The organism is Streptomyces sp. TAA040, assembly GCF_000424845.1.
In genome coordinates, this window is sequence record NZ_AUKR01000051.1 from 1 (window position 1) to 6,926 (window position 6,926).

The 6,926-nt window shown below is 67.8% G+C and carries 5 protein-coding genes and 1 pseudogene; 3 read left to right on the forward strand and 3 right to left on the reverse strand.

Annotated elements, in window-relative coordinates; genetic code table 11:
• A pseudogene (locus H300_RS0121370) lies at positions 1 to 370 on the reverse strand (alpha/beta hydrolase); the annotation flags it as partial.
• A 365-nt stretch (positions 371 to 735) separates the two neighbouring features.
• Between H300_RS0121370 and H300_RS0121375 the strand changes: the two are divergent.
• A complete protein-coding gene (locus H300_RS0121375) occupies positions 736 to 1,584 on the forward strand; it encodes a Mu transposase C-terminal domain-containing protein (protein WP_028429012.1) in 849 nt (282 codons plus the stop codon).
• The gene (locus H300_RS0121380) at positions 1,581 to 2,651 is read left to right on the forward strand and encodes an AAA family ATPase (RefSeq protein ID WP_051270271.1); all 1,071 of its coding nucleotides are present in this window, start codon (positions 1,581 to 1,583) and stop codon (positions 2,649 to 2,651) included. Before H300_RS0121375 ends, H300_RS0121380 begins: the two co-directional genes overlap by 4 nt.
• Before the next feature lie 27 nt (positions 2,652 to 2,678).
• On the opposite strand, the gene H300_RS29565 is transcribed toward H300_RS0121380, so the two are convergent.
• A complete protein-coding gene (locus H300_RS29565) occupies positions 2,679 to 3,329 on the reverse strand; it encodes a hypothetical protein (protein ID WP_051270272.1) in 651 nt (216 codons plus the stop codon).
• Positions 3,330 to 3,582: 253 nt separating this feature from the next.
• Here H300_RS29565 and H300_RS28505 point away from each other — a divergent pair, with 253 nt between their 5' ends.
• Positions 3,583 to 5,838 carry a hypothetical protein gene (locus tag H300_RS28505; RefSeq protein ID WP_158678422.1) on the forward strand — a complete coding sequence of 752 codons (2,256 nt, stop codon included), beginning with the start codon at positions 3,583 to 3,585 and terminating at the stop codon, positions 5,836 to 5,838.
• Positions 5,839 to 6,582: 744 nt separating this feature from the next.
• Here H300_RS28505 and H300_RS32730 read toward each other — a convergent pair.
• On the reverse strand, positions 6,583 to 6,926 hold a 344-nt coding region (locus tag H300_RS32730; protein ID WP_486583991.1), incomplete at its 5' end, for a hypothetical protein.

Below are 6,926 nucleotides of genomic sequence, written 5' to 3' on the forward strand. Positions count from 1 at the left end.
CCCGCCACTCCGGGACGGTCTTGCGAGCTACGAGCGCCTGGAAACCAGCGAGCAGCGGAGCCAATTCCTCTCCGGCTTCCACGCGAGCCTGGTTCTCGGTCGCGATCCGGTCGTACTCCTCATCTTTCGGCCGGTCGCCATGGCCGGGCACGTCGACCGCCGCCACCGCGAAGCCACACTCGGCCACGAAGCGGCGCGCACGGACGACGATGCCAGGGGCCTGCTTGTGCTGGCCGCCGCCGTGTCCCATCAGGATCAGGGGACGGGTCTCGGCGGCACCTGCTGGCGTCCACAGCACGCCGGGAATCTCACCGAGGGAAAAGAGCTGTTCACGGACGCCGTCAGACGACGCCTCAGAGGTGAAGCGCATAGCGTTTCAAGCCTTTCGGGATGCCTTCTGCGGGCACTCCCTAGACCATGCAAGAGAGGGAGCCCCGACCTGTCACAGCGTTGATCGGTCTCACCTCCTCAGTTCGCAGCAGCGCACGGCGACGCCGAACCTATCACGAGGGTTTCCGCGTCTGCACGAGGCCATCGGCAGAGCGAATGCTGCCTCCTGCGAAGCGAGTTGCTGCAACGACCCCATCTCATCGTCACCGACATGTAGTCTATGAATCGCCGCAGTTCAGAGTAGGTGCACGAGCTCCTGCGGTCGGTAAAGTCCAGTGGCAGCAAAAACCGCACGACGGGCTGCGCAGCCCGTTCCTGCCCGGCCTGTCCATCAACCCCAACCGCATGTACGCCACGCTGGTGGCCGCCGAGGGCCATGTGCCGCTGACGCTGACGGCGCACGAGAACCGCAAGCTGCTGCCGTTCACCCATCTGAAGGTGACGGACAAGGGCGTCAGGATTGGCAACCGCACCTACAACAGCCAGGCCCTGCAGGAGTACAAGAACCGGCACACCCAGGTTCCCGGACAGGGCAGGCGCTGGCAGATCCGCTACAGCCCCTATGCGCCGCGGTTCGTGTGGCTGTGGGACCACCACCAGGACGACTGGGTGGAGGCGGAGTTCATCCACCAGCGGCTCATCGGCGACGAGTGGACCGAGTGGACCTGGGAGCAGGCCACCCTCAACGTGCTCGAGGACGGCGGCCGCAAGGAGGATCAGCGGCGCATCGCCCGCGAGGTGTCCCGTCTGCGCGAGCGGGCCCGGCGCGGCCCGGACCCCGACACTGTGCGGGTGCCGCAGCTGTTCACCGGACCGGCCCTCGACCTGGACGTACCGGCGGCCGATCCGTACGCGGGGATCCCCGACCCCGACCCCGCCACCGTGGTGCGGGCCCCGGCGCTGACCATGCCCGCCGAGCATTTCCTGCACGCGCCCCGTCCCGCCCCTCCCCCTCCGCCCGATGATCCGGGCACGGAGACCGACACGGACGTCGAACCGGCCGTTGCCGGCCAGCCCGCGGCCACCGGCGGCAATGGTGTGCAAGAACCCGCCCGGACGTACCGGACGGGCGCGCTGAGCCTGCGCGGCGGCGCGGCCGAGGTATTCGGCATCACCCAGCCACCCGCCCCCCGACCGGCTCCGCCGCCCACCGCAGAGCCCGGTGCCGAAGACGACGACGGAGAAGCATCATGAACCGAGAAAAGCTGATCAGCGTCTTCGGCCCCGGCGTAGCCGAGGCCGTGGCCCAGCCCGTCGACCCTCCACTGCTGACCACCCGGGAGGGCTGGAACCTTACGGCCTCCCGCCGCCTGGTCCCGCTCGAGCGCGCCGACTGGGCGCCCAAAGGCACCAAGGTCGGGCCCCGGGACCCGCGCCTCATGTACCACGCCGAGATGCTGCCCGTGGTCACTCCGGCCCTGTGGCGTGGCCTGCTCGATGCGCGGCGTCAGCTGCGCAAGAACCGCTTCCGCAGTATCGGCCGCGCCACAGACATGATCATCGACGGGGACCGGGGCACCGGCAAGTCCACCCTGCTGGTGCAGATCGGCCGCGGCTTCCAGGGCCTGATCGAATCGGACCTGGGCCCCGACCCCAACCGCATCCCGGTCATCTACATCACCGTCCCGCCGGAGCGGGAAAACAATCTGCACTGGTCGCTGCCCCTTGCCGAGTTTCTGGGTCTCAACCACACCCTCAACCCCGACGACCGCAACCGCCGCACCGCCGACATGACCGAGGCCGTCGCCCACGTGATGCGCCAGGCGAAGACGCAGCTGGTCCTCATCGACGGCATCAACCGTATCCAGGACAACGAGATCGCCAACGCGTTCAGCTACTTCGAGGCCCTGCAGGACCGCACCAACGTGACACTCATCTTCTGCGGCACCGGCGCCCGGGAAATCGTCCACGAGGCCCGGTACGACAGGCGGCGCAAGAATCTGCCCGACGTGGTCAAGGGCAAGACCTACTTCAGCGACCTGCCGGTGTTGTGGGCGGGGATGATCCCCTACGGCGACGACTGGCACAGCGTCGTCCAAGGCTTCGAGGAAGACCTGTGCCTGTACGACCACAAGCCCGGCACCCTGCTGAAACTCTCCAAGTACCTGCACCAGCGCACCGGCGGCTACATCGCCTCCCTCAGCGACCTGATCTGCCAGGCCGCCCAGGAAGCCATCGAAACCGCCACCGAGGACAAACCGGAAGCCATCACCAAACAGCTCCTGGGGGATATCCGCATCGGCCGCGGCGACAGCCGATAGCCCCCTGCCTCTGTACGTCCGGCTCCCTCATCGGCGGCGCTGTACCTCCCGCAGCAAAGCTGCGGTGGGCCTGCACCTGATGGGCTCCAAGATGCCGGTCTGCAGAGCCTTAAAGCCGGATATGATCGCGCTTTCAGCCTGCACCTGGCGCGGCCGCTGGTGGCCGTCGAACCAGCGGATATATACGCGGGGGAAGGCGCGGATGACCGTACCGATGAAGTAGGTGTCCAGGCTGGCGCCGCCGTCGGGGTTCCAGCGGCCCTGGACGAGCCCGTAGGTGCGAAAGACGTGCAGGCCGCCCAGGACGCTGTCGACGACGACGCCGTGCCGGTCCTCCGGCGTCCAGCCGAAGGTGATCTTCTGTACCGGCACGGGCCGTCCGGCCTGGCGGGCCTTGCGGAAGGCCTCGCCGCTGGCGGTCCACTTGTTCATGGTGTGGTAGCCGTACTCCGACAGCCGGTTGACGACCTTCTGGTAGCGCGGGCCCGCGAAGCCGTCGGCGCGCAGCACCTCGACGATGGTGGCGTCCGCCTGCCTGCGCCGGGCGGCGTCCTGCGGGTCCGTGCCGTCGCCGAGGTCGCGATCGAGGCGGGACAGGTCGTCCGGCGTCAGCTCCGCGTCCTCCGCGTCGAGGGGGCACATAGGGGTGCAGGCGATGTTCTCGAGCGCTTCCGGCACATTCGCTCCCTTGCATCTGCGACAGGTTCCCGGCGGCCCGCGTACTCAGCCGGAATCTCCGAACAGTGTTGGGCATCCTCGCCTCGTTACCAGCCGAGCGAGTGGGCCGTGCCTGGTCCAGCCTCGAACCGCAATTCTTGTCGTCCACCGGCCGAAGGCTGCGGGTACGTTCTCGGGCCGGTCGGCAGGCATTCGCGGGCCGGTGTCAGTGGCCACGGCTAGGCTCAAGTACCACCGCTATGGGGGAGGTTGTATGACATACGGTCTGCTGACGCCTGATGTGCCGCTCGGTCCGTTCGAGGGCGTTGCCGTCACCGTGTGGTCGGCTCAGGGCAAACGATCGAAGCTGCACACCCAATCCTCATGCTCCTATCTGCGTTCGGCGCGCGTCACCGAGCGAGAGGTGCGACTGGACGCTACGACGGTCGGCCGACTCTGTCCCCAGTGCACGGCGTACGGCTCCTGGGCACGTCCCGGCACGGCTCTGGCCATTTTCATGGATGCGGTGACCGGTCTGGGGTTGCTGTATGAACTGGACCGCTGTCACGAGGCGGACGAGGACTCATACAGCGACGAAGAAGTAGGCCAGGCGGTATCCGTGCTCTTCCGGGCCGCTTCGGGCAGTGAGGAGAATGCCCCTGCCGACGGTGAGGAGGAAGTTGAAGACGAAGCGGAGGGCGAACGCTGGGAAGAGCTGCAGGAAGCCCGCCACGTACGTGAGACCGTCTTCACTGAATGGCTCGACGCCCTGACCAGTCTGACCCGCGTGTACCAGGTCTTGGACCTGTTCCCCTGGCTGAGGTCCTGGGCCGAGGCAGGAGTCCAGCGCAAGGCCGACCATCTGGAGGCGCTGCGTGCCCAGGCCGCACGGCTGGTCGCCGCGGATTCGCTCGTGCTGGCAGCAGCGGTAGCGGCCATGGAGGAGCCTGGCATCCCGTCCGATGACCCGGCATTTGCCCCGCTGGGGACCCCTGCCGAGGCGGCAACGCAGTTGACGTCCTTGTGGCGGCGGTGGCACAGCAAGGTGGAGGACAGCTGGGATTACCCGCGCGAGCAGGAGTACCTCGTCCACGACCTGGCGAGCGGAATGAGTAGCCGGCGCAAGGGGTATCACCCAATGCTGGAGCGAGCCCGGGTGCTGCTGAGCACGTGGGAGGAGGCTGCGCGGTCGATCGTGGCTGGCCAGGGCGGCGAGCGTGTGCTCGTCGCGCGCGTTCCCGGCGCTGCTCTGGCGGAGCGTGGCAGCCGTGGGTCGTTGACGGACCGGCTGAGTGAGTGGGAGCAGGGAGTGCTCGCCTCGTTCACGGTCGCCGTGGACTGGGGGGCGCGGCTGGCCGTCACGGTGCGGGTCCCAGAGCCGGTGGCCGCGTGCCTGCTGTCGCGGCAGTCCGTTTTCGCCTACGAAGTGCTGGACCAGGACACGTCGACATGCGTGGCCGTGGCGGAGCCGTCGCTTGGGGCGGACGAGGGGCTGTTGCCCGGGGTGTTCGACGACACGCCGGTCCATGGCCGCCGCCTGCTGACCGCGGAGCATCTGCGCGCACTGCGCAGCACGATGCCCGACGTGGAACAGTTGTATGCGGTGGTCGGTGTCGGCACCGGCGTAGAGGTGGTGGCGCTGAGTGTTCTGGAGCAGCGGTGCGCCGCCGGATGGCAGGGCGTCATCCTCGCCGGCGCAAGCGACCTGCCTGAAGCTCTGCTCGAGACCCGCCTACAGGCCATGTCCGCAGGCGAGCCTGTTGGCGCAAGCGTGTGGACTGCCCGTGTGTATGACCCGCACGATGAGGCATTCGGCCGCAGCCTGAGCGCGGTAGAGGGCGAACGGGTGCTCGTGCGATTGTGCGAAGGGCGCCGGGACGTCGGCCAGGCGCTGAGGTCCCTGGTCCTGGCCCGCTCGGTGCCAGACCTGCGCGATCTTGAGGCTGGCGGCTACGACGACCGGGGACATCCGCGCAGTCCTTTCACGCCGGACGTCTGGAACGGTCTGCTGGCGATGGAGCAGTTGGACCTGGAACCCTTTGAATCCGACTCGGACAACGACTGGCCCGGCTCGGGCCTTCCCCTGGGTGTCCTGGCTTCGGTACAGGCCTACACCACGGACGCGGCCGGCCGCTACCAGGGCCGGGCCCACTCCCCCGGCTGCGCGCGCCGGCGCCCCTATGGCGGGGTCGACCACCACGACGAGATGGTGATCATCGAGGAACTGCTGGACAACAAGGAGTTCGACCCGTGCAGCAAGTGCGGCGGGTACGCGGTGCGCCGCCTCACCGACCCCCAGGTCGCCTACTACCGGGCCGCGCATCAGCTGCACTACCTCGCGCAGCGTGTCCGTGCCAGGGTGCGGCACCGGTCAACGAACCGCGAACACCTCGCCACCACGCTGGAGGGGCTCAGCGATCTCGATACGCGAAGTGTCCAGGCGTGGTTCTCGTCCCGTGCCCAGGCTCGCCAGTGGCGACGGATCGTGGCCAGTCTGTCCCGCGAGCTGCGTGACTCCTCAGCCGGGTGACGGGCCTTGCGTCTCGTCACCACTGATCATTGCCGGCTTCAGGTGATCGCCATGGGGTACGGCCGCAGAGGGCTGGTCATCGCCCGGGCTGCGGTCGTGCCCTGTGCCGTGAAAGGGGTGAACCGCACGATGCGGGGATGCGCCGTGTGTGGCGTGGACATCAGCCACCGGCACGGACTGGCGAAGTACTGTTCGGACGCCTGCGTCCGAGAGGCCCGCCGACCGACCATGCTGGTATGCCAGGAATGCGATGCCCCGTTCACTCGTCCAGACCGTGTTGGGGCTCCGCCCCGCTTCTGCTGCGAGGAACACCGCGTCGCCGCCAAGACCCGCACAGCCGCTGTCTACCATTCAGCGCAGCGCGAGAAGCTGCGCGTGGTCCACGGCGACAGACGGTGCCTGGAGTGCGGCGCTGATATCGCTCACCGCAATGCCAACGCCCGCTACTGCAGTAGGAAATGCAACTATGTATCTCTCGGTCATGTCCCTCGTCAGCCGGACGTCATACCGCATGAGGAGAGGCTGCGCAGGCGTCGAGCGCGTCGAGCCGCCCTCAGGCCTGCCTCGATAACGCTGTGGTGCGACGCCTGCGGGGGCAGTTTCGACGTTGCTGGCAACAAGCCTGGACGCAAGCCGACGAGCTGTCCGAACTGCCGAAAGCCCTCGCGCCGCCCAGGGGCGGTGTCCTGCAAGGGCTGCGAACGTCCTGTCCCGTCGCACAGAGGTGTCCTGGCGCTCTACTGCTCAATCGAGTGCCAGGTCGACACCAATAACCAGGCGCAGGCGGAACATCGCAAACTTCAACGCGCCGAGGCCAAACAGGGACGGGAGTGCGCCGTCTGCGGCGCGGCACTCGAAGCCGGTGCCCACGCTCTGCGCAAGTACTGCGGTCACGGCTGCTGGTATCACGCCAACTACACGCCGGTCCTGAGGGGCCAGGCTTGCGGATGGTGCGGCGGTCATCTGTCGCATCGTCGAGCCACCGCCAAGTACTGCGGGCAGGAGTGTTATCTGAAAGCCCAGTACAAACGAAAAGTGGCTCTCCTGCCGTATGTGTGGGTCACTCTGTGGCGGGTTGGCGGCCGGGG

Coding starts and splice junctions, on each gene's coding strand:
- H300_RS0121375 (WP_028429012.1), top strand. CDS start 736: ATGTACGCCACGCTGGTGGCCGCCGAGGGCCATGTGCCGCTGACGCTG.
- H300_RS0121380 (WP_051270271.1), top strand. CDS start 1,581: ATGAACCGAGAAAAGCTGATCAGCGTCTTCGGCCCCGGCGTAGCCGAG.
- H300_RS28505 (WP_158678422.1), top strand. CDS start 3,583: ATGACATACGGTCTGCTGACGCCTGATGTGCCGCTCGGTCCGTTCGAG.